Annotated in this window: 29 protein-coding genes; 13 read left to right on the forward strand and 16 right to left on the reverse strand. The window is 51.9% G+C overall.

Annotated elements, in window-relative coordinates; genetic code table 11:
- Positions 1–301: 301 nt before the first annotated feature.
- Entirely contained in the window at positions 302–568 is a 267-nt protein-coding gene (locus EL111_RS04045) for an aerial mycelium formation protein (protein ID WP_123794906.1), read from the forward strand.
- 18 nt (positions 569–586) lie between these two features.
- Positions 587–874, forward strand: a complete 288-nt coding sequence (locus EL111_RS04050) for an NGK_0946 family protein (protein WP_123794905.1) — start codon at positions 587–589, stop codon at positions 872–874.
- Positions 875–995: 121 nt separating this feature from the next.
- Here EL111_RS04050 and EL111_RS04055 read toward each other — a convergent pair whose 3' ends face one another.
- Positions 996–1,568 carry a YceI family protein gene (locus EL111_RS04055; RefSeq protein WP_123794904.1) on the reverse strand — a complete coding sequence of 191 codons (573 nt, stop codon included), beginning with the start codon at positions 1,566–1,568 and terminating at the stop codon, positions 996–998.
- A 324-nt stretch (positions 1,569–1,892) separates the two neighbouring features.
- Between EL111_RS04055 and EL111_RS04060 the strand changes: the two genes are divergently transcribed.
- From EL111_RS04060 to EL111_RS04070, 3 genes are all read left to right on the forward strand, one after another.
- The gene (locus EL111_RS04060; protein ID WP_123794903.1) at positions 1,893–3,107 is read left to right on the forward strand and encodes a pyridoxal phosphate-dependent aminotransferase; all 1,215 of its coding nucleotides are present in this window, start codon (positions 1,893–1,895) and stop codon (positions 3,105–3,107) included.
- A 165-nt stretch (positions 3,108–3,272) separates the two neighbouring features.
- The gene (locus EL111_RS04065; protein ID WP_123794902.1) at positions 3,273–4,007 is read left to right on the forward strand and encodes a glutathione peroxidase; all 735 of its coding nucleotides are present in this window, start codon (positions 3,273–3,275) and stop codon (positions 4,005–4,007) included.
- Between the two features lie 316 nt (positions 4,008–4,323).
- On the forward strand, positions 4,324–5,730 hold the full coding sequence (locus EL111_RS04070) for a dihydrolipoyl dehydrogenase (RefSeq protein ID WP_123794901.1): 1,407 nt from the start codon (positions 4,324–4,326) through the stop codon (positions 5,728–5,730).
- A 199-nt stretch (positions 5,731–5,929) separates the two neighbouring features.
- Here the strand turns inward: EL111_RS04070 and EL111_RS04075 are convergent, their stop codons facing one another.
- Positions 5,930–6,922 carry a cupin domain-containing protein gene (locus EL111_RS04075; RefSeq protein ID WP_123794900.1) on the reverse strand — a complete coding sequence of 331 codons (993 nt, stop codon included), beginning with the start codon at positions 6,920–6,922 and terminating at the stop codon, positions 5,930–5,932.
- 223 nt (positions 6,923–7,145) lie between these two features.
- Between EL111_RS04075 and EL111_RS04080 the strand changes: the two genes are divergently transcribed.
- Both EL111_RS04080 and EL111_RS04085 read left to right on the forward strand, forming a co-directional pair.
- Positions 7,146–7,481: a carboxymuconolactone decarboxylase family protein gene (locus EL111_RS04080; RefSeq protein WP_123794958.1), complete on the forward strand. Its 336-nt coding sequence runs from the start codon at positions 7,146–7,148 to the stop codon at positions 7,479–7,481.
- 384 nt (positions 7,482–7,865) lie between these two features.
- Positions 7,866–8,246, forward strand: coding sequence for a rhodanese-like domain-containing protein (locus tag EL111_RS04085; RefSeq protein WP_123794899.1), 381 nt, complete (start codon positions 7,866–7,868; stop codon positions 8,244–8,246).
- Positions 8,247–8,319: 73 nt separating this feature from the next.
- On the opposite strand, the gene EL111_RS04090 is transcribed toward EL111_RS04085, so the two are convergent.
- The 6 genes from EL111_RS04090 to EL111_RS04115 all read right to left on the reverse strand — a co-directional run bounded on the left by EL111_RS04090 (position 8,320) and on the right by EL111_RS04115 (position 13,267).
- Complete coding sequence (locus EL111_RS04090; protein WP_123794898.1) at positions 8,320–8,676, reverse strand: SpoIIAA family protein; 357 nt, start codon at positions 8,674–8,676, stop codon at positions 8,320–8,322.
- A 15-nt stretch (positions 8,677–8,691) separates the two neighbouring features.
- On the reverse strand, positions 8,692–9,582 hold the full coding sequence (locus EL111_RS04095) for a DMT family transporter (protein ID WP_123794897.1): 891 nt from the start codon (positions 9,580–9,582) through the stop codon (positions 8,692–8,694).
- 109 nt (positions 9,583–9,691) lie between these two features.
- Positions 9,692–10,789 (reverse strand): 5-methyltetrahydropteroyltriglutamate--homocysteine S-methyltransferase, encoded by a 1,098-nt coding sequence (locus EL111_RS04100; protein ID WP_123794896.1) that lies wholly within the window; start codon positions 10,787–10,789, stop codon positions 9,692–9,694.
- Positions 10,790–10,986: 197 nt separating this feature from the next.
- Positions 10,987–11,736 (reverse strand): amino acid ABC transporter ATP-binding protein, encoded by a 750-nt coding sequence (locus tag EL111_RS04105; RefSeq protein ID WP_123794895.1) that lies wholly within the window; start codon positions 11,734–11,736, stop codon positions 10,987–10,989.
- Positions 11,737–11,745: 9 nt separating this feature from the next.
- Positions 11,746–12,462, reverse strand: a complete 717-nt coding sequence (locus EL111_RS04110; RefSeq protein ID WP_123794894.1) for an amino acid ABC transporter permease — start codon at positions 12,460–12,462, stop codon at positions 11,746–11,748.
- Positions 12,452–13,267, reverse strand: coding sequence for an amino acid ABC transporter substrate-binding protein (locus EL111_RS04115; protein ID WP_162842956.1), 816 nt, complete (start codon positions 13,265–13,267; stop codon positions 12,452–12,454). Before EL111_RS04115 ends, EL111_RS04110 begins: the two co-directional genes overlap by 11 nt.
- 425 nt (positions 13,268–13,692) lie before the next feature.
- Between EL111_RS04115 and EL111_RS04120 the strand changes: the two genes are divergently transcribed.
- Positions 13,693–14,169, forward strand: a complete 477-nt coding sequence (locus EL111_RS04120) for a DUF4189 domain-containing protein (RefSeq protein WP_123794893.1) — start codon at positions 13,693–13,695, stop codon at positions 14,167–14,169.
- A 214-nt stretch (positions 14,170–14,383) separates the two neighbouring features.
- Here the strand turns inward: EL111_RS04120 and EL111_RS04125 are convergent, their stop codons facing one another.
- Positions 14,384–16,012, reverse strand: coding sequence for an ABC-F family ATPase (locus EL111_RS04125; RefSeq protein WP_123794892.1), 1,629 nt, complete (start codon positions 16,010–16,012; stop codon positions 14,384–14,386).
- Between the two features lie 91 nt (positions 16,013–16,103).
- Here EL111_RS04125 and EL111_RS04130 point away from each other — a divergent pair, with 91 nt between their 5' ends.
- Both EL111_RS04130 and EL111_RS04135 read left to right on the forward strand, forming a co-directional pair.
- Entirely contained in the window at positions 16,104–16,298 is a 195-nt protein-coding gene (locus EL111_RS04130; RefSeq protein WP_123794891.1) for a hypothetical protein, read from the forward strand.
- A 16-nt stretch (positions 16,299–16,314) separates the two neighbouring features.
- Positions 16,315–16,749: a lipoic acid synthetase gene (locus EL111_RS04135; protein ID WP_123794890.1), complete on the forward strand. Its 435-nt coding sequence runs from the start codon at positions 16,315–16,317 to the stop codon at positions 16,747–16,749.
- Between the two features lie 352 nt (positions 16,750–17,101).
- Here the strand turns inward: EL111_RS04135 and mutL are convergent, their stop codons facing one another.
- From mutL to EL111_RS04160, 6 genes are all read right to left on the reverse strand, one after another.
- The gene (gene mutL / locus EL111_RS04140) at positions 17,102–19,051 is read right to left on the reverse strand and encodes a DNA mismatch repair endonuclease MutL (RefSeq protein ID WP_123794889.1); all 1,950 of its coding nucleotides are present in this window, start codon (positions 19,049–19,051) and stop codon (positions 17,102–17,104) included.
- Positions 19,052–19,080: 29 nt separating this feature from the next.
- Positions 19,081–19,212: a hypothetical protein gene (locus EL111_RS10770; RefSeq protein WP_269471081.1), complete on the reverse strand. Its 132-nt coding sequence runs from the start codon at positions 19,210–19,212 to the stop codon at positions 19,081–19,083.
- Positions 19,213–19,417: 205 nt separating this feature from the next.
- Positions 19,418–19,738 carry a DMT family transporter gene (locus EL111_RS04145; protein WP_123794888.1) on the reverse strand — a complete coding sequence of 107 codons (321 nt, stop codon included), beginning with the start codon at positions 19,736–19,738 and terminating at the stop codon, positions 19,418–19,420.
- 122 nt (positions 19,739–19,860) lie between these two features.
- Positions 19,861–20,316, reverse strand: coding sequence for a MarR family transcriptional regulator (locus EL111_RS04150; RefSeq protein WP_123794887.1), 456 nt, complete (start codon positions 20,314–20,316; stop codon positions 19,861–19,863).
- A gap of 280 nt (positions 20,317–20,596) precedes the next feature.
- The gene (ygfZ, locus tag EL111_RS04155; RefSeq protein ID WP_123794886.1) at positions 20,597–21,469 is read right to left on the reverse strand and encodes a CAF17-like 4Fe-4S cluster assembly/insertion protein YgfZ; all 873 of its coding nucleotides are present in this window, start codon (positions 21,467–21,469) and stop codon (positions 20,597–20,599) included.
- Positions 21,470–21,523: 54 nt separating this feature from the next.
- Positions 21,524–21,874 carry a RidA family protein gene (locus tag EL111_RS04160; RefSeq protein WP_123794885.1) on the reverse strand — a complete coding sequence of 117 codons (351 nt, stop codon included), beginning with the start codon at positions 21,872–21,874 and terminating at the stop codon, positions 21,524–21,526.
- A gap of 80 nt (positions 21,875–21,954) precedes the next feature.
- On the opposite strand from EL111_RS04160, the gene ybaK reads away from it, so the two are divergent.
- The 3 genes from ybaK to EL111_RS04175 all read left to right on the forward strand — a co-directional run bounded on the left by ybaK (position 21,955) and on the right by EL111_RS04175 (position 23,806).
- Positions 21,955–22,437 carry a Cys-tRNA(Pro) deacylase gene (gene ybaK / locus EL111_RS04165; protein ID WP_123794884.1) on the forward strand — a complete coding sequence of 161 codons (483 nt, stop codon included), beginning with the start codon at positions 21,955–21,957 and terminating at the stop codon, positions 22,435–22,437.
- 14 nt (positions 22,438–22,451) lie between these two features.
- On the forward strand, positions 22,452–22,814 hold the full coding sequence (locus EL111_RS04170; protein WP_123794883.1) for a DUF4870 family protein: 363 nt from the start codon (positions 22,452–22,454) through the stop codon (positions 22,812–22,814).
- 110 nt (positions 22,815–22,924) lie between these two features.
- Positions 22,925–23,806: a DMT family transporter gene (locus EL111_RS04175; RefSeq protein ID WP_123794882.1), complete on the forward strand. Its 882-nt coding sequence runs from the start codon at positions 22,925–22,927 to the stop codon at positions 23,804–23,806.
- Positions 23,807–24,058: 252 nt separating this feature from the next.
- Here the strand turns inward: EL111_RS04175 and rlmB are convergent, their stop codons facing one another.
- Entirely contained in the window at positions 24,059–24,808 is a 750-nt protein-coding gene (gene rlmB, locus EL111_RS04180; RefSeq protein ID WP_123794881.1) for a 23S rRNA (guanosine(2251)-2'-O)-methyltransferase RlmB, read from the reverse strand.
- Positions 24,809–24,822 lie beyond the last annotated feature (14 nt).

Here is a 24,822-nt window from a genome sequence, read left to right on the forward strand (position 1 = left end):
ATTTTAACAGATTACGCGGGCTTCTTCAGGGAAAACATCTGTTTGTTTCTGCTTTTTGATGATTGGGCGGGTGGCGTTACCCGCTCATTTTTAAGATTTAAATTAATAAAACTTGACAAATCTTTTTTTTTTTTTACGATAATGGTACTTCATCTGTTGGGTTGTCGGACATCTTTAGATGAAGGGGATATATAGTCGGCGCAATGATTATTGTTGCTTCATCGGTACGGCCGGCGGTCTGCCGCTCCGCACCGGCGGCATTGCTCCGGATATATTGGATTGATATGAAAAGGGTATAGCCGTGAACAAACTACTTTTTTTGATTTTTTCCTCTTTTTTGCTCAATGCTTGTGTGGCGACCGTGCCGGTTGTGGCGGAGAGTGATGAGGAAATTGCGAAACGGCGTTTGGCGGTTCTGCAGCTTGAAGACGGCAATTACCGTCGCGAGCGCAAAATCCGTCAAGATGCTATTGATGACCTCGGCACGATGCAGATGAATACGGCGAAAGCCATCAATAAGGCAAATGAAAATAGAAGTAAGCAACGCAATATTTATATTATCCGGTAAGTTTTGAAAGGAAACGACATGAAACATTTTGTTTTGATTTTGGCAAGTGCGGCGGTACTGGCCGCTTGCGGTACGATGGGCGGTACGGATTCGACAACGATTAATCAGGTGCGCGGTAAAAACGGTGCGCTACTGACTGATGCGGAAATGCGCCAGCAAAACCGCCAGCGTGAAAGTGAGCTGACGGAATCGGCAGCCAAGACGGCCAAAATCCGTATGGCGGCAGACAGTGCGCGCGAGGGAGTCAGCGCTGTGCGCGAAGGAATTAATGTTCTGCGCGAGTTGCGTTCGGTGTTCGGGCGTTGATATTTGGGTTTGAAACCGTAAAAAGCCGTCTGCAAAACAGCATATTGCGTTTTGCAGACGGCTTTTTCGCGGGAGTGCCGGTTGCAGGCAGTTCCCATTTTGTTATTCACGGTTGGTTTGGTTACATTTTGTCTTGTTTGACGGCTTCAACTTGGATGTTGAGTTTGACTTTTTTGGTCATGCCGGCATCAACCAGATAGTTCATGCCCCATTTGCTGCGGTCGATGGTGGTGGAAAAGTCGCCGCCGCATACTTCGGCTTTGGCCATCGGGCTGTTGTAGCAGTTGAATTTTTCTGCTTTCAGTTTGACCGGATGGGTTTTGCCCAGCAGGGTCAGTTTGCCGTCAACCGATACCAGTTTTTTGCCGGAATAGTTGAATTTGGTGGAAACAAAGCGCATTTCGGGGAATTGCGCGGCATTGAACAAGTCGGCGGAAAGCAGGTGTTCGGTAAACTGCGGAGAGCTGGATTGCAGCGACTGAACGGGAATGGTCAGGTCGATTGCGCCTTGGCGTCGGGCTTTGTCAAACTGCATCAAGCCGTTCAAGCCGTAAAAGCCGCCGACATTGGTGCTGGTGGCAAAATGGTCGATGGCAAAGCGGGCGTTGGTGTGGAACGGGTCGATTTTGTAGGTTGCGGCAGAAGCTGAAGCTGCGGCCGCGGCAAACAGGGCGGTCAGGATGATTTTTTTCATGATGGCTCCTCTGTATCGGAAAAGTTGTGCGGAATATCCGGCGGCACCAAACGACACGGCGGCTGGACAGGTTTGAATACCCATTCTAGCATGAAAAGGTGAAATAATTGTTTTTCAAGTGTTAATGCAGCGTTTCGTATCTGTTGATGATTGATATTCAGGCCGTCTGCAAAACAGATGGCGGAAATGATGTTTTTGCAGACGGCCTTGGGTTGAAATATGAAAAATATTCTGCGCCGCACTCTTTCCATTCGGCGGCAAACAGGGTACATTTATCCTTATTATCTGTAATGTTTATTGGAAAAGAAGAATAGGGGTTATATCATGGAGCGTTTCTCCAAATCGACCAAGCTGGATCATGTTTGCTACGATATTCGCGGCCCGGTGCACAAAGAAGCGCTGCGCCTTGAGGAAGAGGGGCATAAAATCCTCAAACTCAATATCGGCAATCCCGCGCCGTTCGGTTTTGAAGCGCCCGATGAAATTTTGGTGGACGTTATCCGCAATCTGCCCACTTCGCAAGGTTATTGCGACTCCAAAGGGCTGTATTCGGCGCGTAAGGCAATCGTGCATTATTATCAGACCAAAGGCATACGGGAAATGACGGTTGACGATGTGTACATCGGCAACGGCGTATCCGAGCTGATTACCATGTCGATGCAGGCTCTGCTGAATGACGGCGACGAAATCCTGATTCCCGCACCGGATTATCCCTTGTGGACGGCGGCGGCAACATTGGCGGGCGGTACGGTACGCCATTATCTTTGCGATGAAGAAAATGATTGGTTTCCGGACTTGGCGGATATGGAGGCAAAAATCACGCCGCGGACCAAAGCGATTGTGGTCATCAATCCGAATAACCCGACCGGTGCGGTGTACAGTAAAGAAATTCTGCTGGAAATCATCGAATTGGCGCGCACGCACGGCCTGATTATTTTTGCAGACGAGATTTACGACAAGATTCTGTACGATGGTGCCGTCCACCACCACATCGCCGCGCTTGCCCCCGATTTGCTGACCGTAACACTCAACGGCTTGTCTAAGGCTTACCGTGTTGCCGGTTTCCGTCAGGGGTGGATGGTGTTGAACGGGCCGAAGCAGCATGCCAAGGGCTACATCGAAGGTTTGGATATGCTCGCTTCCATGCGTTTGTGTGCCACCACGCCCATGCAGCATGCGATTCAGACGGCCTTGGGCGGTTATCAGAGCATCAACGAGTTTATCCTGCCGGGAGGACGCTTGCTGGAACAGCGCAACCGTGCTTACGAATTGTTGACGGAAATTCCCGGCATCAGTTGCGTGAAGCCGATGGGTGCCATGTATATGTTTCCGAAAATCGATACCGAAATGTATGGCATTCGCGACGACATGAAATTTGTTTATGATCTGCTGGTGCAGGAGAAAGTTTTGCTGGTTCAGGGTTCGGGTTTCAACTGGATCAAGCCCGACCATTTCCGTATCGTTACCCTGCCGCATATCCACCAAATTGAAGAAGCAATGGAAAAATTGGCTCGTTTCCTGAATAATTACCGCCAATAAATACTTGAAATCAGGCGGCTATACTCCCATATTTCCAAACAGTAGTAGTAATTCATAGTTCCGGATAATCAATATTATTTGAACTATAAATTATACAAATCATTTTAGTTGCGCTAGAATGTACGGATTATTTTTCTTAACCAACCCATTTTTAAGGAGCTTAACATGGCTTTTGTAGATATTTCCGGTCAAAACGTACCTAACGTTGTATTCCACACCCGTCAAGGCGATGCGTGGAAAGATGTTTCTACCGATGATTTGTTCAAAGGTAAAAAAGTAGCCGTATTCTCTCTGCCGGGCGCATTTACCCCGACTTGTTCTTCTACCCACCTGCCTCGTTACAACGAGCTGGCTAAAGAATTTTTCGCCCGCGGCTTCGACAGCATTTTGTGCGTTTCTGTAAACGACACTTTCGTGATGAACGCTTGGTTGGCTGACCAAGAAGCTGAAAACATCATCGTTGTACCGGACGGTAACTGCGAATTCACCAAAGGCATGGGCATGCTGGTGTCTAAAGAGCAACTGGGCTTCGGTGACCGCTCTTGGCGTTACTCTATGATCGTTAACGACGGCAAAATCGAAAAAATGTTCATCGAGCCGGAAAAAGAAGGCGATCCGTTTGAAGTGTCTGATGCCGACACCATGCTGAAATTTGTTGACCCTGAGTGGAAAGAGCAACCTTCCGTATCCATCATCACCAAACCGGGTTGCGAATTCTGCGCCAAAGCCAAAGCTCTGTTGGCTGAAAAAGGTCTGGCTTACGAAGAAATCGTATTGGGTCGCGATGCTTCTGTTACTTCAGTACGCGCGATTACCGGCAAAACTTCTGCTCCTCAAGTCTTCATCGGCGGCCAATACATCGGCGGCAGCGAAGAGCTGGCAGCATACTTTGCCAAATAATTGCTGAACGGCACAGCCGGACAGTAAAGGCCGTCTGCAAAACAGGATTTTACAGACGGCCTGCCCGATAACCGTAGAGTTATTCGGGTAATGCAGTTTCTTCAGACGCTGCATTACCCGAATGGCTCTATATTTCAATCGGCAACAGCGATTGTAAAATTTAATAAACGCGTTCATCAAACGCTTATGCCGTCTGCAAAATACCGTTAAGGCGAAAGCCGTACTCCGGATACAAAAGGGAGCGTGCAGTTTGGATTTTGTTATCCGCTGCTTTTACGGAGTCTGTTTTGCAGACGGCCTTCAGAAAGGAAAAAACATGAAACAAATCCAAGCAGATGTAGTGGTGATTGGCGGCGGTACGGCCGGTATGGGCGCATTCCGCAATGCGCGCCTGCATACCGGCAATGTTTACCTGATTGAAAGCCACGTCTACGGCACTACCTGCGCCCGTGTCGGCTGTATGCCTTCCAAGCTGCTGATTGCCGCTGCCGAATCGCGCCATCACGCGCTGCATACCGATCCTTTCGGTGTTCATCTGGATAAAAACAGCATTACGGTAAACGGCGAAGAGGTCATGCACCGTGTGAAATCCGAGCGCGACCGCTTTGTCGGCTTCGTCGTCAGCGATGTGGAAGAATGGCCTGCCGACAAACGCATCATGGGTCATGCCAAGTTTATCGACGCGCATACCGTACAAATCGACGACCACACGCAAATTACAGCCAAGAGCTTTGTGATTGCCAGCGGTTCCCGTCCGATTATCGTTCCCGATTGGGAAAAACTGGGCGACCGCCTGATTATCAACGATGACGTATTCTCTTGGGAAACCCTGCCGAAAAGCGTAGCCGTATTCGGTCCGGGCGTGATCGGCTTGGAATTGGGTCAGGCACTGCACCGCTTGGGCGTGAAAGTGGAAATCTTCGGTAAAGGCGGTTTGTTGGGCGGTATTTCCGATCCGGTCGTATTGGAAGAAGCCAAAGCCGTGTTTGGTTCCGAATTGACGCTGCACTTGGATGCGGAAACCGAAGTATCGAAAAATGCAGACGGCAATGTGGTTGTGAAATGGAGTGAAGGCGGCGAAAGCGGCGAATTTACCGCCGAATATATGTTGGCAGCCATCGGCCGCCGTCCGAATGTGGACAATATCGGTTTGGAAAACCTCGATATCGAAACCGATGCGCGCGGCGTGCCTGTTGCCAATCCGTTAACCATGCAAACCAGCATTCCGCATATTTTCATCGCGGGCGATGCCTCCAACCAGCTGCCGCTGCTGCATGAAGCCTCCGATCAGGGCAAAATCGCCGGCGACAATGCAGGCCGCTTCCCGAATATCGGCGAAGGTTTGCGCCGCAGTGCCATCGGCGTAGTATTTACCAGCCCGCAAATCGCTTCCATCGGCCTGCGTTATGCCAATGTTGCCGCACGTTATGCCGCCGAAGATTTTGTTGTCGGTGAAGTATCGTTTAAAAACCAAGGCCGCAGCCGCGTGATGTTGGTCAACCAAGGCCATATGCGCGTGTATGCCGAGCAGGGTACGGGTCTGTTCTTGGGTGCGGAAATCGTAGGTCCGGCCGCCGAGCATTTGGCACACCTGCTGGCGTGGGCGCACCAGATGAAAATGACCGTGCCGCAAATGCTGGATATGCCGTTCTATCATCCGGTGATTGAAGAAGGCTTGCGTACCGCCTTGCGCGATGTGAATGCAAAATTGAAAACAGCCTGATTGCCGGTTATTTCCATCTGAAGGCCGTCTGAAAACCCGATACAGCGTAATGATGCGCCGTATGGGTTTTCAGACGGCCTTTTATAGTCGAATAAAATAAGAATGAGACAAGGCAGCGAAGCCGCAGACAGTACACATAGTACGGCAAGGCAAAGCAACGCTGTATCATTCTTATTTTAAATGACTATATCATTCAACATCAAATATGATAGGCCGGTTCCATAGGTTCGGAACCGGCATAACCGTCTGCCGCGTTGTGCGGGTTTCCGCCGGTATTTTCCTGTTTTTCTTGTGTTTTACGATATTGGCCCGGAGACGTACCGAATTGTTTTTTGAAGGCTTTGCCGAAATGCGTTTCCGATTGGAAGCCGACTTTCAACGCGATGGACAACACGGATTCCGCAGACTGTTTCAGCAGCAGCGCGGCCTGTTGCAGGCGGATATAGTTGACGAAGGCGTGGGGACTGATACCGGTTTGCTGCTTGAACAGCCGCATCAGCTGCGCCCTTGAGAGATGGGCGGTTTCGGACATTTGCCCGACATTCCATTGACGTTCGGGGTGCTTGACCACTTCCTGTATCAAATGTTGCAAACGCCTGTCGTGCCAGCCCTTGAGTATGCCGCTTAAGGCGGTTTTTCCGCTGCCGTCCAGATAAGTGCGTACCAGCAAGACCAGCAAAATGGCAGACAAGGCGTTTACCACGGCAGCCGAGCCGTATTGCGGCTGCTCGCTTTCGTATTGGAGCATCGCAGCCAGACATTGCAGGGAAGGGTGGGACAAATTCAGTAAAACCATTTCCGGCAGATTATTCATAATGTCTGCGTGTTCGGTATATTCGAAACGGGCGCAGAAAAAGCTGACGTCCGGCGCACCGGAGGAGCCGTTTTGCTTTAATTGGAAAACACCGTTGTGCGAAACCGCCGGCCTGTCGGCGGCATTGTCGCAGTCCGGCCGGCTGCTGAGCGTATGCGCGGCGGTACGCGGAAAGAAAATCACATCGCCCGCTTTCATCAAACGTGCGGAATCTTCGCCGTCGATGTGGATATAGCCCGAACCCGAAGTAACGATATGCACCAAGCCGCAATTCTGTTCGGATTCGTGGCGGACATACCATTTTTCCCGAAAAACGCATTGCACATCAATGCTGCCCCTGATTTGGGCAAATTGAACCAGCCTGTCTAAAATATCCATACGTTTTAACCAAAAAATGAGACAATCAGACGATTATAACAAATCATTTGTTGCAATAATGGCCATATCCGGCAGCCCGATATGTTTTTGAATCAGTTTGCAGCGAATCCGAACCCGGGCAGCCGGATGCGGAGGCACTCAAAAATGCCGGATGTTCAGCAAAGGCGGGAAAATCCGCCGAATGATTCAGATACACGATTTCATTTTACCCGAGGAAAACGATATGTTTAAAAACTGGCCGGAACACACCACCCAGGTTAAAAAATCATTTGCCGAATTGGGCAAGAAACACCCTAAAATGCTGCAAGCCTACGGTGCGCTGGAGCAGGCGGCTGCGGCGGAAGCCTTGGATGCCAAAACACGCGAACTGATTGCGCTGGCGGTGGCCATTACAACCCGTTGCGAAAGCTGCATCAGCGTGCACGCGGCTGCGGCGGCCAAAGCGGGCGCGACCGAGAGCGAAATTGCCGGCGCATTGGCAACAGCGATTTCCCTGAATGCCGGTGCCGCATACACTTACGCATTGCGCGCACTGGAGGCGGTAGAAACGCAAAGCTGATGCCGTCTGAACAGGCCGGTGCCTGTGTAAAACCGCTATTTGCGGCAAATTTTATACTGCCGACATTTTCAGACGGCCTGTTTTGAGTATAGTTTGAAAAATATAGTCATTTAATACAGAATGGTACGGGTTGCTGCGCTTTGCATAAAGAGGCGGCTTGGCTAAGCTGCTTAAGCAGCAAGTCCGCCAACCCGTACCGATATACTGCCGACATTTTCAGACGGCCTGTTTTGAGTATAGTTTGAAAAACAGCGTATGATTGACCGAGTGCGGCACGGCTGAAAACGCATCAGAGCCCGATGGTTCGAAGATGCGGAACAGCCGGAGGCAGGCATCTGCTCCGCACTTGTTTCCCGAACGTATTTCCACATGGAAGGATAAACGATGAAAAAATTGCTCAGTTTGATGGTAGCGGCATCGGTTTTGGCCGTGTCGTCCGGTGTTCAGGCCATGGGCAGCAAGCCGGTAGAAACAGTTGCGGCGCAACCGGCCAAGCAAGCGGTTAAAGCAAAAGGCGTTTGGATTGACGTGCGCTCGCCCGAAGAGTTCGAACAAGGCCATTTGCAAGGCGCATTGAACATTCCTGCGGATCAAATCGCCGAGCGGATTAAAAGCATCAGCCCCGATAAAAATGCGCCGGTTAATCTCTATTGCCGCAGCGGCCGCCGCGCCGAAGCCGCATTGCAGGCCTTGAAGCAGGCGGGTTATACCAATGTAACCAACCATGGCGGTTATCAGGATTTGTTGAAAAAAGGTATCCGATAATGCCTTGTTTTGATAGAAAAAGGCCGTCTGCAAATCATCAATTTGCAGACGGCCTTTGAGTGTTTTACGGTTTTTATTTGAGATTGCTGGCCAACAGCCATGCTTGCGCTTCGGCAGCATCATCAAAATACTTCGGGTGTTGTTTCGTAATCAAACCCGACAGGCGGGAAGCAAGTTTGATCCAAATATCATCGGTTGCGATGGCAATCCGCCCGAAATCATTTTCGTGGGCGTTGAGAAACTTAATCTGTTCTACAGCCATGTCAACGGTAAAATCTTTCAATATTGATAAGTCCAGCAGAACATCGGGCAGGTGGATTTTTTGTTTGGCGTTCAGTAAAGCCTCTTCCAGCGCGCGGAAGTCTTCCAAAGTAAATTCGTTGTACAAAGCCACATTCAGACCGTAAGACTGCTCTCTGATAGAAATCATCGCATACTCCTTTTCTTATTTGACGAAAAGTTTTTTGACTCGGGCAGGCTCGATACCGCTCAAGACACCGCTTGCCACAATAATACCCATACCAAATACCTCCTGCCAAGTGATTTCATCGCCGAGTAACACCATACCTGCCAATGCGGAGAACACAACCGTAAGATACGAAAGCGAGGCCACGGTAAATTTATTGCCGACTTTGTAAGCACGGGTCATGCAAAGTTGCGCCACCATCGCGCTCAAACCGACCGCCAGCAGATAAGGCAGAGCAGCATAACTTAAAGCGTGCCAACCGGTAATGCTGGCCCAAACCGCCGCCATAACCATACCGACCAGCGACAGATAAAACACCACCCTCCAGCCCGGTTCGCCCAGCAGAGAAAGTTCGCGTACTTTCAAATATGCCCAACCCGACATGGCTCCGCCTGCCAAACCGAGCAGAGCAGCCAGCTCCTGACCGCTTTGGAAAGAGGGATTGAGCAGCAGGACAACACCGATAAAACCAACCACCAATACCGCCTGAGTGTAGGGGGCGATACGCTCTTTGAAAATGAAAAACGAAAACACCGCCAGAAAAATCGAAGAGGTATAGCTGAGTGTTACCCCGGTTGCCAGCGGCAGATGGGTGATGGCATAAAACAGGCACAGCATTGCCGCCGAACCGACAATACTACGGTTGAGATGGGTTTTCCAATGAGGCGTAGCGAAGCTGTCGCCACGGGCTTTGGCCATCATACCGAGAAAAACAACGGCAAAACTCATGCGCCAAAAAACCAGCTCGCCGCTGGTAAAACCGAATTTTTGCGCGGCTGCTTTGATACAGAGGTTCATCAGGGTGAAACCCAGTGCAGCAAGTATCATCCAGCCGGAGCCGAGCGGATCTCGTTTGGAGGTAGCGGACATTGCAAAGTAGGGAAAAGATTAATTGGTTAATATTATAACAAAAAAGCCGTCTGCAAATTCAGCATTTTGCAGACGGCCTTTGAGTGTACAAACAAGAGTGTGCGAACGCTTAGATTGTGTCTTCGCCCCATACTTCGGCGGCGATTTCTTCTACCAAGCGCACTTTTGCCCATTGCTCGGCTTCGGTCATGATGTTGCCTTCTTCGGTTGAGGCGAAACCGCATTGCGGGCTGAGCGCCAGCTGTTCCAACGGTACAATCGCCGCGGCTTCGGCAATGCGCGCTTTAATGGCGGCTTTGTCTTCCAATTCGGGGAATTTGGAAGTAACCAAGCCCAAAACGATTTTGCCTTTGTGCGGGTTGTCGTTGAAATATTTCAGGGGTTCGAAGCCGCCGCTGCGCTCGTTGTCGTATTCCAAGAAATAGCCGTCGTAGGCGGTTTGGCCGAACAACTCGGGGGCAACGGGATCGTATGCGCCGGTGAGCAGGTAGGTGGAGCGGAAGTTGCCGCGGCAAACGTGGGTGGTAATAATCATGTCGGCCGGTTTTTGTGCCAAAATCACTTGGATATTTTCCAGAGCCTGCGCTTTGTCGGCGGCAAATTCGGGTTTTTCGTGGTTGTTGCACAGCGAACCCCAGTATACGTCGTCGAATTGCAGGTAGCGGCAGCCTGCTTCGTAGAAGGCTTTGATACAGTCGATGTAGGCTTGCTGTACGTCTTTGGCAAATTCGGCGCGGGTGGCGTAAACGCCGGTATCCCACTGTACCGGATACATCAGTTGGTTCGGGCTGGGAATGGTGTATTTGACTACGCCGCGTCCGGCCACGATTTTATCCAGTTTTTTGAAGTGTTCGATAAAGGGGTGTGCGGGATTCCATGATACTTTGCCGCAGCAGCGGGTGTTGTAGGCTTTGGTTTCCACGCCGTTGAATTTGTAGCCGTGCTCGGGAGTGTAGCCTTCGATGCCGTTGAGGTTTTCCAGAAAATCGATGTGCCAAAAGGCGCGGCGGAATTCGCCGTCGGTAATCACTTGGATACCTGCGGCCAATTGGTCTTCCACCAATTTGGCGATTTCTTGGTCTTCGATTTGGGTCAGCGCTTCGCGGCTGATTTTACCTTCGGCAAAGTCGGCGCGCGCCTGTTTCAAAGGTTCGGTACGCAGGTAGCTGCCGACGGTATCGGCATGCAGGGGCAGGGCTTGGCTCATGGTATTCTCCTAGATAATTTATCCGGCAAAATAAAATTTCAATACTTGAGTATAGTGGAAACTCATTGTAAAAGATAGCATGGGGAACATGAAAAAATTACGGCTGTAAGTGATTTAAATTCATAAAGGCCGTCTGCATTTTATTCGGATCGGATAGTCCGATGAAAATGCAGACGGCCTTTGTATGCTTGGGCGGTTTATTTGGCTCGGATTTGCTGCAGGAAGCTGCGGGTGCGCTCGTGTTGCGGATTGTCAAACAAATCCTGAGGAGCGCCTTGCTCGACGATAACGCCGCCGTCCATAACCACGACGACATCGGCAACTTCCATGGCAAACTTGATTTCGTGGGTAACGACAATCATGGTCCGACCTTCTCCGGCCAGTTCCTTCATGGTATCCAACACATCTTGAACCAGCTCGGGATCGAGTGCGGAAGTCGGCTCGTCAAACAACATCAGTTCGGGCTGGATAGCCAAAGCGCGGGCGATACCGACACGCTGTTGCTGGCCGCCGGAAAGTTGGAACGGATATAAATCGGTTTTGTTGCCCAAGCCGACTTTCTGCAGCAGGCGGATTGCTTCTTCCCTTACTTCTGCAGGAGACCTGCCCTGTACGGCTACCGGCCCTTCCATGACATTTTCCAGCGCGGTTTTGTGCGGAAACAGATTGTATTGTTGGAAAACCATGCCGGATTTGCGGCGGAGCGCAAGAATATCGGCTTTTCCCGGGCGGGCGGCAAAATCGATTTTTAATGCAGGGGTTTGGGTAAACTCAATCACGCCTTGCTCGGGCATTTCCAGCGCGTTCAGACAGCGTAAGAAGGTGGTTTTGCCCGAACCGGAAGGTCCTAAGACCACTACGACCTGACCTTTGGCAACATTCAAATCAATGCCGTGCAGGACATCGTTGCCGTCGAATGTTTTGCGGATATTGCGGATGGTAATCATACAGCTTCCTTATTTCGCCACATAGCGGTCGAAGCGTTTTTCAAGTTTGGCCTGAATGAAAAACAGTACCCAGCAGAAACACCAATACACCACTGCCGCTTCGATATAAACCGGCAGGAAGTCGTAAGAGCGGTTTGCTGCTTCCATGGCGACGCGGAACAGCTCGGTTACGGTAACAACCGCGGCCAGAGAGGTGTTTTTAAACAATCCGATAAACTCATTGCTCAAAGGCGGTACGGATACCCGGAAAGCCTGCGGAGCAATGATGCGGCGGAAAGTCTGCATATAAGTCATGCCGATGGAGAAGCCTGCTTCCCATTGTCCTTTCGGTACGGACAAAATCGCCGCGCGGATGGTTTCGGAAGCATAAGCGCCGACATTGAGCGAGAAGCCGATGATGGCGGCGGGAATCGGGTCGATGTATATGCCGATGGCGGGCAGACCGTAAAACACAATCGAAATCTGTACCAGAATCGGCGTGCCGCGAATGGCGGAGATGTACACTTTAACCAAAGCCAGCGCGGTTTTGTGCAACCAGCCGCCGCCCGGCATCACGCGCAACAGCGCAACCGCCACGGCAATCACCATGCCGATGAGGAAGGAGGCGACTGCCAGCGGTACGGAAACCAAAAAACCTGCCTTAACCATAGGCCAAAACGCGCCGATTACCAAATCAGCGCGCGTTTCGGTCATGAAAGGCAGCGAAGCCAGAAAATCATTTAACACTGATGTCTTTTCCGAAGAATTGTTCGCCCAATTTCTGCAAAGTGCCGTCTGCTTTCAGCTCGTTGATGGCTTGGCTGAACTTGGCCACCGCTTCGTCGTTGCCTTTGTTGACAATCAAACCCGAACCGACTTTTTCCTCGGCAGGAGCAGACCAAACGATTTTAATGCCGGCATTCGGATTTTTCTTCATGTAGTCCAAAACCGCCAGTTCGTCGTTGAGGGTTACTTCGGCGCGTTTTTGCTCAACCAGCGTCAGGGATTGCGCCAAGCCGTCAACCGGTACGATTTCGGCATTGGCGGCAGTGGCGAGTTCGCCGTAGTTGCTGGTCAGCGATTGTGCGGCTTTGATGCCGGCAATTTCTTCGATGGAGGTAATGGTGCTGTCTTTACGCGCTACCAATACCGCGCCGCTCCAACTGTATGGCTCAGAGCGGTCGAATGTGGCACGGCGCTCGGGCGTGGTCAGGCCGACTTGGTTGGCCACCACATCGAAGCGTTCTGCTTTCAAGCCTGCCATCATCGAATCCCATTGGGTTTCTTTAAACTCTACGGTGATGCCTAATTTATCCGCTACCGCACGGGTAACTTCAACATCGTAGCCGGTCAGCTTGCCGGATTCGTCGTGGTAGGTAAACGGTGCGTACGTACCTTCCGTACCTACGGTAATTGTTCCTTTGTTGTTGATGCGTTCGATTAACGAGCCGCCTTGTGCGCCTGTCTGAGTAGCGGCGGCAGAACCGTTGTCACCGCCGCAAGCGGCCAAAACCAAAGCGGTAATGCTGCCGAGTACGAGTTTTTTCAACATAATGTGTTTCCTGAATAATCGGTAAAACGCGCATTTTAAAGGATATGCTGCCGAAACACAAAATAAGAATGACCTGAACGTGCGAAGCAGCAACAAGGCCGTCTGCAAAATGGCTATGTTGTATGGCGGAGAGGGTGGATAGTTTGTTATTTTGATGTAAACCCATCTTGCCGTCCGGCCGGTATAGTCATTTAAAATAAGAATGATACAGCGTTGCTTTGCCTTGCCGTACTATGTGTACTGTCTGCGGCTTCGCTGCCTTGTCTCATTCTTATTTTATTCGACTATAAAACATGAAAAGGCTTGTAAAAAACCGCCGTGTTTACTTGAAAAAAAGCTGCCTGAAGCCATAATGTTTTGCAGACGGCCTTTGCCGCTTCGGATTGCCGGTATTCGACAGCAATCCTGCCAAACGGGAATATGCAATGAAAAAAACCTTATCCGCCTTGATAATCAGCCTGCTTGCTTCGGGCGCTGTGGCTGCCGACAGCTACGGCTTTTTGGCGTTGTGGCAGAATCCGAACGATGTCCGTGATACGCAGGTGAAAACCACACGGGAAAATGCGACTTACGCCGCCGCAAAAGAGGAGTTGGACGCGTACTGCCGCGCACAAGATACGCTGGCAGGTGTTCCGCCCGGCGGGGCGACAGGTTGTAAAACGGTTGTGCCGCTGCACAATACTTGTGCGGCTTTGGCTTATCCGAAAGCGGAAATACGTTTGACACCGGAGAATGCGGTAATTATTACATCGCCGCGCTTTAAAAGCGTACACCAAACGGCAATCAGCCAGTGCATGAAAAAATACGGCAGTGCGGGGCAGTGTACGTTGGAGCTTGCCTACTGCACCGCCAACGATTATTACGGCGGTTTGGTCAAATCTTTGCTTTACCGTCTGAAATAATCAAAACGGCTTCCGGCTGCCGGTGGCGGCCGTGAGGCGGACAAACGATACGGCGTATGCCATGCAGCCTTGTTTGGTTTGGGCTGTGCGCTAAAAAGGCCGTCTGTAAAACAGATTGGGAAACAGGTGTTTCCGTATGTTTTGCAGACGGCCTTTTATGCCGGCAGCAAGGTTGTTCCGCCTTGCTGCTTTGGCGGCGGTATATCGGAAAGAATTACACCAAGCCTTTTTTCTCCAAATAGCTTTCGTAATCGCCCAGATAATGCTCGTAGCCGCCTTTGCCGTCGAGCTCGATGATTTGCGTGGCCAGCGAAGAGACGAATTGGCGGTCGTGCGAAACAAAAATCAGTGTGCCGTTGTATTTTTCCAGTGCCATATTCAGCGATTCGATGCTTTCCATATCCATATGGTTGGTCGGTTCGTCCATAATCAGCACGTTCGGTTTCAAGAGCAGCAGTTTGCCGTAGAGCATACGGCCTTTTTCACCGCCCGAGAGTACTTGCACTTTTTTCACCACATCGTTGCTGCCGAACAAGAGACGGCCCAAAGTGCCGCGAATCACTTGCTCGTCGTCGCCTTCCTGACCCCATTGGCGCATCCATTCGGTCAAATCCATATCGACATCGAAGTCGTTTTCATGGTCTTGCGGATAATAGCCCGCCTTGGCTTTTTCCGCCCATTTGATGGTACCGGCATCCGGTGCGAGGCCGTCTGAATATTGCGGATCGAATGCGCCGGCCAACAGTTTCAGCAGGGTGGATTTGCCTGCGCCGTTCGGGCCGATGATGGCCAGCCGCTGGCCTGCTTCCAAGATGAAGTTGAGGTTTTTGAAGAGCTGGGTTTCAAAGCGTTTGGCCAAACCTTCCACTTCCACGGCCTGACGGTGCAGCTTGGCTTTTTCGTCGGCTTCAAAGCGGATATACGGATTTTGGCGGGTGGAGGGTTTGACTTCCACCATCTCGGCTTTGATTTTGTCGGCCTGTTTCAGACGGCTGGTGGCTTGGCGGGCTTTGGATTTGTTGGCGGAGAAGCGCGCCACAAATTCCTGCAGCTCCTGCAGTTTTTCCTTGGCTTTGGCATTGTCTTTCATCGCACGCTCGCGGGATTGCGCCGAAGCCAGCATATAGTCGTCGTAGTTGCCCGGATAGATGGTGATGGTGTTGTAGTCCAAATCCGCCATGTGGGTGCAGACTTCGTTCAAAAAGTGGCGGTCGTGCGAAATGATAATCATGGTGGAATCGTATTGGTTCAATACGCCTTCCAGCCAGCGGATGGTGTTGATGTCCAAGTTGTTGGTCGGCTCGTCGAGCAGCAAGACATCGGGTTTGGAAAACAGCGCTTGAGCCAGCAGTACGCGCAGCTTGAAGCCCGGCGCGACTTCGCTCATCAGCGCGTTGTGCAAATCTTCGGAAATGCCTACGCCGCTCAGCAACTCGGCGGCGCGTGCTTCGGCGGTGTAGCCATCGTATTCGGCAAATTTGGCTTCCAAATCGGCCGCACGCATGTAATCGTCTTCGGTGGCTTCCAAATTGGCGTAAATCGCATCGCGTTCGGTCATTGCCGCCCACATTTCGGTGTGCCCCATCATGACTACGTCCAACACGCGCATGTCTTCATAGGCGAATTGGTCTTGTTTCAGCTTGCCCAGACGCACGCCGTGTTCAATCGCTACTTCGCCGCTGGTCTGTTCCAAATCGCCGCCGAGGATTTTCATGAAAGTCGATTTGCCCGAACCGTTGGCACCGATCAGGCCGTAGCGGTTGCCTTCGCCGAATTTGACCGATACGTTTTCAAACAGCGGCTTCGCGCCGAACTGCATGGTAATGCCGTTGGTAGAAATCATTGCCTCAAACCTTATAAAATAGAGTGTTATAATCGGGCGATTGTATCATAAAACGGGCGGGTCAAGCCGTCTGAAAAATCGTGGGGCGGTGATGGCGGCTGAAAAAATTTATTATGCTTCGGTTATTTTATTGTGTGCGGCCTCTATGCTGCTCAGCCCGTTTTTCTATATCCGCCGCAGCGGGCGGGCAGGAGGGGCAGAACGTCCGCGCCGTTGGAGGCCGATTGTGACGGCCAATTTGGTGATGCTGGCCGCTTTGCTGCTGGTGTGGTGGAAATGGCTGTAAAACAGGAATAAAGGAAATGTGGAAAATCAGTTTGGCGGCGGTATGCTGTTTCGGTATCGGTACGGCTTGTGCGGCACCGGTATTCGAGTGTACCGACAAATCGGGGCGCAAACTTTATACGCAGGAAGGCGGCGCACATTGTGTGGTCAGCAAATTGGGCAGGCCGTCTGTTTATCCGTCTGCCGTTGCGCCTGTTCGGGGCGGTAAGGTACAGGCGGATATGGCAGAGCAGGAACAGGCTGCCGCCATGCCGTCTGCAAAAATTGAAACCGCGCAGCATGAGTTGGCGCAGGCACGCAGCGAGCTGGAGGCAGGCAAACAGGTGCGCTATGGCAACGAGCGTAATTACGCCAAATATTTGGAGCGGATTGCGGATTTGGAGGGCAGGGTCAAGGCGGCGGAAGAAAAGCTGAATGCTGCCAAGGAAGGGCGTTATAGTCATTTAAAATAAGAATGATACAGCGTTGCTTTGCCTTGCCGTACTATGTGTACTGTCTGCGGCTTTGCTGCCTTGTCTCATTCTTATTTTATTCGACTATATTTTGTGTGCTTCCAAAATAGCCGTATGATGCGCGTGGTACGGGAAAATCGGTTCAACAGTCATTTTATACCCGATTATACGGCGTTGCCGTATCTCCCCGCCATACCTCCTCAAAGAAAGGCTTGACCAAGCTGCCCAAGCAAATCTGCCGCCCATATTGTCTGCAACTTGCACCTCTGCCCTCAAAGTTGATTTGAAATGCGGTACAAAAAAGGCCGTCTGCAAAAACGGGATTTTGCAGACGGCCTTTTTGCGGATTGTTTTATTGTCCGCGCAGAAACAGCGCGTCCAGCTCTTTCAGCGTTAATTTAACCCAAGTCGGCCGGCCGTGGTTGCATTGGTTGCTGCGCGGCGTGTTTTCCATGTCGCGCAAGAGGGCGTTCATTTCCGGTAGGGTCAGGCGGCGGCCGGCGCGTACCGAACCGTGGCACGACATGGTGGCAAGAATGTGGTTTTCGCGTTCGGCAATGGTTTGGCTCGCTCCACTTTCGATAAGCTCGTGCAGTACGTCGTTGGCAAGGGAGACGGCATCGGCTTTGGCCAGCATGGCGGGAACGGCGTGGACGGCAAGGGTATTGCCGCCCGTGTCGGACAATTCCAAGCCGAAGCTGTGCAGCGTTTCGGCATAATCGGCCAAGGCGGCAGTTGCTTCGTGGCCGGCGGAGAAGGTGGCCGGAATCAGGAGGCGTTGGCTTTGCAGCCTGCCTGCTTGTGCGCGCTGGGTTTTCATTTTTTCGTAGTTGACGCGCTCGGCGGCGGCGTGCATATCCACCAAGATCAGGCTGTCTTCGGCTTGGGCAAGAATGTAAATGCCCAATAATTGGGCAATGGCAAAACCGAGCGGCGGCAGTTCGTCATCGGAGGTGTGGTGTTCGTTTGCAGACGGCATGTTGCCGTAGTTATCCGCTGCGGCAGCCGTATTTTTGGGGAGATTGTCTGCCGGCGTGTGCTTGAACAGCTCGGCATAGGTATTCAGTGCGGCACGGCTTTCGCGCAGGGAAAGGGAGTGCTGCTTCGGCGCGCGCGCGCTTTGGTAAGGCATGGGGCGGATTTTGGCGCTGTCTGCCGGAGCGTGGGCAGACGGTGACGGCATGGCGGTTGTCGCGGCAGAAAGGCCGTCTGCAAAATGCACGGTATCGGCCTCTGTCGGATTTGCAGACGGCATAATGCCCATTACTTCGTGCAGTACCGCACCGGCATTGCTGACGCTTTCGGTTTGGTCGGCGCGGGTTTCGGCAAGGGCTTTGTTGATGCTGTGGAAGACCAGTTGGTGTATCTGGCGGCTGTCGCGGAAGCGGATTTCGGTTTTGGTGGGGTGGACGTTGACATCAACCGCTTCGGGAGGCAGTTCTAAAAACAAAACAAATGCGGGAGTGAGCGCGTTGTGCAGTACGTCGCGGTAGGCTTGCTTGACTGCATGGAGCATGACTTTGTCGCGCACAAAACGGTTGTTGACGAAACAGTATTGTTTGTCGGTTTTGCCTTTGGCGAAAGTGGGTTTGGAAACCGCGCCGTACAGCCGCAAAACGCCCTCGCCGCTGTCGATTTCCAATGAGGCCGTCTGAAAATCTTCGCCGACGATGGCGGCAATGCGCGCATTGAGCGGCTGTGCGGGCAGTTTGAAAACGGTTTTGCCGTCTTTAATCAATGTGAAGGCAATGTGCGGATGCGCCAAGGCCAAACGCTCGAACATGGTGGCGCAATGGGCGTATTCGGTTTGTTCGGATTTGAGAAATTTGCGGCGGGCGGGGGTGTTGAAGAAAAGCTCCGCCGCTTCGATGGTGGTGCCGACGGGGTGGGCGGCGGCAGAAGGGCGGCTCAGTTTGCCGTCTTCGGCTTTGATCTGCGTGGCATGGGGACAATCGGCATGGCGGCTGGTCAGCGTCAGACGACTGACGGAGGCGATGCTGGCCAAGCCTTCGCCGCGAAATCCCATGCTGGCAACGTGTTCCAAGTCGTTCAGGGTTTTGATTTTGCTGGTGGCGTGGCGGTGCAGTGCCAATTCGATGTCGTCGGCGTGGATACCGCTGCCGTTGTCGGTCACGCGAATCAGACGGATACCGCCGCCGGTCAATTCGACTTCGATGGAGCTTGCGCCTGCGTCAATGCTGTTTTCGATGATTTCTTTCAGCGCGTTGGCGGGGCGTTCGACCACTTCGCCGGCGGCGATTTGGTTGACCAGATGATCGGGCAGGGCGGCAATACGGGACATCGGCGGCTTTCTTGGAAATGGAGCGGTTATTATAGCAAAAAGCCGTCTGTTGCTTTAGCTTTGGTATCGGGCAGGCTGACAGCGGCAACGGCGCGATCTTGTTCAATCTCTACCATCTCTTGCACGGCGCTCATCAAATCGCCAAATAATTTATCGTCCATCGTGATGACACCAATTTGTTTTCGGGCAGATAAATAGGAAAGATAAGCGGTTACGACGGCTTAGATGGTCGTAAAGGATACGGACGCTGCATGATTTGCCGCTTCTACCGCAATTCCGGCGTATTGTTCTGAAGTTTCAAACGGCTGCGGGTAAGCAGAGGTTTTGCAGACGGCATTATGTGGGCTGTCGGGCAGTTTGGCGGGTTTAGCTGCTGCTGATTTTCATGACGACTACGCCGGAAACAATCAAAAATATGCCCAGCCAACGCCCGAATGTGGAGGCATCGCCGAAAAACAGTACGCCGACCAAAAACGCGCCGATTGCGCCGATACCCGTCCATACGCCGTAGGCAGTACCCATCGGAATGGTTTTTTGGGCGAGAAACAGCAAGTAGCCGCTGGCGGCCATAAATGCCGTAGCCATCGCGAAACCGTAAAAGCGGAAACCGCTTTGTTGCGCCAGCTTCAAGCCCAGCGGCCAGCCGATTTCCATCAGCCCCGCGCCAATCAGGTAAATCCAACCCATTTTGTTTCCTTTTAATTGTTGTGAAGTTAATTTGATAAAGTTTGGCAACACGGCAATTTTATGGTGTATTGCGCTATCTGTCGGTATCATCCGCCATCACGGCAATTTTATGGTGTATTGCGCTATCTGTCGGTATCGTCCGCCATCATGTGCCGATTGTGCATGGTTTCGGCAAGAATATCCGCCAGCCGTGCCATTTGGGCGAGCAGTTGGCGGGAATTGTCTGCACCGAAACGTTGCAATGCAAGCGTTTCCATTGCCTGCATTTTTTCGGCAACCGGCTTGGCGTAAGCTGTGCCGCTTTCGGTAAGGAACATGATTTTTTCACGTCCGTCGCCGTTTGTATTCTGCTCAAAGCCGATATGGCCTTTTTCTGCAAGCTGTCGGCAGATGGAAAAAACAGTTTGCTTGGGCAAGTGCCAGAGTTCGCCAATTTGTTTTTGTGTGCAGCGGCCTTTGGTGGCCAGTGTGAACAGCACGGCTAAAGTGTTGTAATTTAATCCTTGCTGTTTTGCCCATTGGCTGTACAGGAGCTGTATTTTTAACATCAGCCTGCTGATTTCTTTCATTGTGTGCATAATTGGTGAATTTAAATTGGTCTGAAAAATTACTTTTGGATTTTAGTTGTTTTTCGGACTCATTGCAAGCATTCGGATAAAAAAAAGGCCGTCTGCAAAACCGGTTGTTTGAAAACGGATTTTGCAGACGGCCTTTTGGGGGCAGAACGGCAGAGAAACTGTTCGGATAATGTCGGGAAAACAAGCCGCAAAAGGATTTGGGCAAGATGTTCGGCAAGACGGCGGAAAGCGGAGCGGGTAGCACTGTTTGCCGAACTTCAAATGCTGCCCTTAACGGAGTTTATGCCGACGGCTCTTGCGCTTCGGTGGTGAAAAACAGTTTTTCCTGTTGCAAAGCATTTCCTTCGCTGTCGGTAAGCGCGGCTTGGGCGGCGGAGAATTTGATGACCGCCAAGCTGACGCTGCCGTTTTCGCTCAGCGCGGTATTGATGATTTGCCCTGCTTCTTCGCCGCCTGCCTGTACCGCTACGCCTGCGGCCTCCAGAGAAGTGCCGGCCAATACTGCCAAGCCGCGTTTGACTTGGCCGCGGTATTGGGCGCGGGCGATGATTTCCTGACCGGGATAACAGCCTTTTTTGAAGTGTACGCCGCCGATGATGTGCTGGTTGAGCATTTGCGCGACGGCGGTGTCTTGGGTGGCGGCGGAAATCCAAGGATAGCCGCTGCGGATTTCGTGAATGTTCCACGCGTTTTCGGCGGCGGCATCATGTTCGGGCAGCAAGGAAACCGGCCCGATTTGCAGACGGCCTGAGTGCGGCAGGGTAATGCTGTACACGCCGTCTGCATTTTCTTGGGCGGAAAATGCCAACTGCGGTTCAGCGGCAGGATGCGGGAGCGTGTTATCCGGCAGTTCGGCGGCCACGGCGAAATCGGCCAGCGGCTCGAAAACCACTTTGGCACGCAAAACAAACATACGTAAGCGTTTGACCACGGCTTCGGACAGGTCTGCCGCCATGGCCAGCAGCAAATCTTCGCCCCGGTTGAGCACCAGCATATTGGCGGTTACGCGGCCTTTGGGCGTATTGTAAGTGGCGTAACAAGCCTGTCGGGGCTGAAGGTTTTGAATGTCGTTGGAAAGTTGTCCGTGCAGGAAGGCGGCGCGGTCGTCGCCGCTGACGCGCACGATACTGAAAAAGGGAAGACGGGTTTGCATGGCGGAATCCTGTATGAGTGTTTCAGGGCAGATGGGGACGGGTGGTCCGCTTTTTCAAGCCTGAACAGCCGATACTTTGATTTCGACTTTCCATTCTGCATTAGCCAGCTTGGCTTCTACGCAGGCGCGGGCAGGGGCGTGGCCGGGGGCAACCCAAGCGTCCCATGCTTCGTTCATGGCGGCGTAGTCGGTCATGTCGGTCAGGAAAATCGTGGCTTCGAGAATGTGTTGCTTGTCCGAACCGCATTGGGCGAGCCAGTGGTCGATTTGTTTCAATACGTCTGCGGTTTGCGCTTTGGCATCTTCATGGGGATTTTCGGGAACCATGCCGGAAAGGAAGACGAAACCGTTGGCAACGGTGGCTTCGGAAAGACGGTTGTTTTGACCAAAATAGCGGACAGTCATGTTTTACTCCTGAGGTGAAATGTCGGCAGGCGGTTATGGTAACATATTGCTTTGTGGTTTTTTATCTTTTTGGGGCAGATATGGGCAAAACCGATTATCCCGTTACCCCTGCCGTGCGTGCCATGCGGGCGGCGGGGATAAGTTTCGAGCCGTTTGTGTATGTTTATGAGGAACACGGCGGTACGGGGCAGTTTGCCGGCTTGTTCGGGGTGGACGAACATCAAGTCATCAAAACCATCGTGTTGCAAAACGAGCATAAAAAAGGGCTGGTGGTGCTGATGCACGGCGACAAGCAGATTTCCACCCGCAATCTGGCGCGCGCATTGGGCATGAAACACATCGAACCTGCCGACCCCAAGCAGGCCGGAAAATGGACAGGTTATCTGGTGGGCGGTACGTCGCCGTTCGGCATGAAAACGCCGTTGCCGGTGTATGTCGAAGCCTCGGTGATGGATTTGGATACGATTTATCTCAACGGCGGCAAACGCGGTTTCATCGTGGGCATACCGCCGCAGGCTTTGGCACACCTCAAGCCGCAATATGTCGCTGTGGCGGTGGATTAACAGGAAATACGGATATGGAAAAGCATACGCTCGGAAACAATACGCCGGAAAAAGACAACCGGCGCACTCACATGATGATTATTTACGCGCTGTACGCATTGGCAGCGATTACGGTTGTATCCTCGCTGGTCGGTGTGGCAGCGGCTTATGCCGTGCGCGGCAATATGCAGGGGACGCTTTATGAAAGCCATATCCGCTATCTTATCCGCACGTTTTGGATCGGTGCGGCGGGTTATCTGCTGGGCTGGCTGACGATGGGTCTGGGCGTGGGGCTGCTGCTGTTGTTTGTGGTCAGCATTTGGTTTATTTACCGCATTGTGGCGGGATTTGTGAAGTTTTACGACGGCAGGGCGGTTGAGGCGGACAGCTGGCTGTAAACGGCAATGTGCAGACGGCCTTAACGCTTTTTGGCGGCTGTAATGCCGTCTGCAAAAACACGGTAACAGGCTTTTCGGCGGCAACGCCGTATGATTAAGGAAAAAAAATAATGGTTTATCTTGCAGCCAGTATCGTATGCAGTGTACTGGTTTCCGTATTGCTGAAAATCGCCCGCGGGCAGAATATCCCCATCGCTCAAGCGGTGGCGGTAAACTACATTGTGGCGGTGGTGCTGACCATGCTGGTGTTGAAACCGGATTTGAGCAATCCGGCAGCATTTTTGCCGACTTGGTGGCTGTTTGCCGCATTGGGCGTGTTGTTGCCGTCTGTATTTGTCATCATGGGGAAAGCGGTGGACACAGTCGGTATCGTGAAATCCGATGCCGCGCAACGCTTGTCGCTGTTTCTGCCGGTGGCTGCGTCGTTTGTGATTTTCGGAGAAACATTAAACGAAGGCCGTCTGACAGGCATCGTGCTGGCATTTGCCGCATTGTTCTGTTTGCTGTGGAAGTCGGAAAAAACCAAGAAAAATGCCAAACTGCCGCAGCAAATCGGGCTGTTGCTGGGCGTTTGGGCAGGTTACGGCGTGATTGACATTTTGTTCAAACAGCTTGCCAAGAGCGGTACGGCATTTTCAGGCAACCTGCTGATTGCATTTTGTCTGGCCGGCATTTTGATGTTTGGCTATCTTTTTGCCAAGTCAACCAAATGGACAAAAGAAGGCATCATCGGCGGCATATTGCTCGGCGGTTTGAACTTCTTAAACATTGTTACCTACATCAGCGCACATCAAGCCATGAGTGACAATCCGACCATGGTGTTCGCCGGTATGAATATGGGTGTGATTGTATTGGGAACGCTGGTTGGCGCGTTGGCATTCAAAGAAAAAATCAGCAACATCAATGCCGCCGGCATCAGCGTAGCCTTGGCGGCAATCGCCTGCCTGTTTTATTGGGAAGAAATGCGCGCTTGGTTTGACCACTTGTTTTAAATGCCTGACATACGCAAAGGCCGTCTGCAAATCAGCCGATGATTTTGCAGACGGCCTTTGTATAGTCGAATAAAATAAGAATGAGACAAGGCAGCGAAGCCGCAGACAGTACACATAGTACGGCAAGGCAAAGCAACGCTGTATCATTCTTATTTTAAATGACTATACGTTTCAATACGCTGTTTTTCGGTTTTACCCTTGGCTTGGGCAGGGTAGGTATCTGTGATGCAAATACAGGTATTTCAAATACTGCTATTGGGCAGCTTTCAAAACACGCCGGCGGCGGGTTTCGCTTAAAACCATACCGGCGGATACGGAAACATTCATGCTTTCTACCGTGCCGAACATCGGAATGGAAACCAGCATATCGCAATGTTCGCGGGTCAGGCGGCGCATACCTTCGCCTTCATTGCCCATCACCCAAGCAATGCTTTCGGGCAGGTCGGCGTGGTACAAATCGGCATCGCCGCCCATATCGGTGCCGATAATCCAAATGCCGTATTCTTTCAATTCGCGCAAGGTACGGGCGAGGTTGGTTACAGTAATGTAGGGAACGGTTTCCGCCGCGCCGCAGGCCACTTTGCTGACGGTAGCGTTCAGCCCCGCACTTTTGTCTTTCGGCGCAATCACCGCGTGTACGCCCATCGCGTCGGCAGTCCGCAGGCACGCGCCTAAGTTGTGCGGATCGGTAATGCCGTCTAAAACCAGCAGCATGGGCGGTTCGCTCAAATTTTCCAAAACATCTTCCAAGTGGACATGGTTTTTGGAAGCATCAATAAAGCCGACTACCCCCTGATGGCGGGAACCTTTGCTTAAAGTATCGAGCCGCTCGGCTTGGGCAAAGTGTACACGAACATTCTCTTCGGCGGCTTTTTCCAATACTTCGCGGGTGCGGACATCGGATTTGCCTTCTTGGATATACAGCTCGGTAATGGATTTCGGGTTTTGCCACAAACGGGCATTAACGGCGTGAAAGCCGTAAATCAAGCGTTGGTTTGCCATGATGTTTTCTTTGG

It is taken from the genome of Neisseria animalis (assembly GCF_900636515.1).
GTDB lineage: Bacteria > Pseudomonadota > Gammaproteobacteria > Burkholderiales > Neisseriaceae > Neisseria > Neisseria animalis.